Origin of the sequence: Paenibacillus agricola (assembly GCF_011440305.1) — a bacterium.
GTDB lineage: Bacteria > Bacillota > Bacilli > Paenibacillales > NBRC-103111 > Paenibacillus_S > Paenibacillus_S agricola.
Window position 1 is genome coordinate 1 of the sequence record NZ_JAAOIW010000076.1, and the last position, 1,031, is coordinate 1,031.

The window sequence follows — 1,031 nt, forward strand, 5'->3', positions numbered from 1 at the left end:
CTGTTATCCTATTCTGGGGGGTTACACTATTTGCTAATCTTATGTTGCAGGATGCGGATTTGCTGTTCAACCTTTTTTTGTTCATTACATCGAGCATTGCGCTAGTTAGTGTTACACCAAGGATGATCTTATCTAGAGATGCTTCTATGGTCTATCGTAGCATTAAGTTATTCAGAAAGCGGATGAATGCAGGTGGAATCCCAACTCACGAGGTGGAGAAATGGATGGTTAGATCGCAGTTGCTTCGCGCCAAGCCTCAAGCTGCATATGCATACCCTACTATGGAGCTGGCTGCAACAGCACCTTTTGCGTATTTGATGATGTCCGGTCAGAACCCCATTACTTATATGGTGGACTCGTGGAAAATGACCATGCCGTACGGAAGCAGTGCTTCTGGTTCAGGCAATAGCGGGTATTCCGGCGACGGAGGTTACAGTGGAGGCGACAGCGGCGGGGGAGACGGCGGCGGAGGCGCTGGAGCTGATTAAAGCATGCTGAGTAGAGAATTGTATGAGGGCTTAATTAGGAAAGCAGTTTAATGTAGGAGACATCAGCCTCTAAGGATGGTGTCTCTTGTTTATTTTAAAGCCATACAGTGCCTCTCAATGATCCCGACAATTTCTTTGAAGGAATACCTATGGTTAACCATGTCCACAGTGAAATCCTCGGCTGCTTTATGATCCATAGCAAAGCGGCAGCCATTATAACGCAGGAAAATAACAAGGACAGTAAAGGCTGTCCGCTTGTTAGCGTTTTGGAATGGGTGATTTTGTCCTAGAGACTCGAATAAAGCCGCGGCCTTCTCATACAGAGTCATATAAGCATCATCGCCAAAAGCTGATGATTGGGGACGTAAGAGGGCTGATTCCAGTAAACTGCTATCTTTCACCCCGATGTTTTCACCGATACTGTATTTTTGTATGACGGCAACGTTAATGAACATCAATGCTTACTGTATCCCCTGCTTCAATTCCGAGCTGCTTTAAAGCATCTGTCATGGTAATACCCAAGCTGTTGCCGAACTTTGAAAC

The 1,031-nt window shown here is 45.8% G+C and carries 2 protein-coding genes; one reads left to right on the forward strand and one right to left on the reverse strand.

All coding sequences use genetic code 11. The annotated features are described in order from the left end of the window. Positions 1–488: hypothetical protein (locus G9U52_RS39665; protein ID WP_207953494.1), on the forward strand; the 488-nt coding region annotated here is incomplete at its 5' end. Positions 489–577: 89 nt separating this feature from the next. Here G9U52_RS39665 and G9U52_RS39100 read toward each other — a convergent pair. Continuing rightward, positions 578–943, reverse strand: coding sequence for a type II toxin-antitoxin system death-on-curing family toxin (locus G9U52_RS39100; protein WP_166158883.1), 366 nt, complete (start codon positions 941–943; stop codon positions 578–580). Positions 944–1,031 lie beyond the last annotated feature (88 nt).

Coding starts and splice junctions, on each gene's coding strand:
- G9U52_RS39100 (WP_166158883.1), bottom strand. CDS start 943: ATGTTCATTAACGTTGCCGTCATACAAAAATACAGTATCGGTGAAAAC.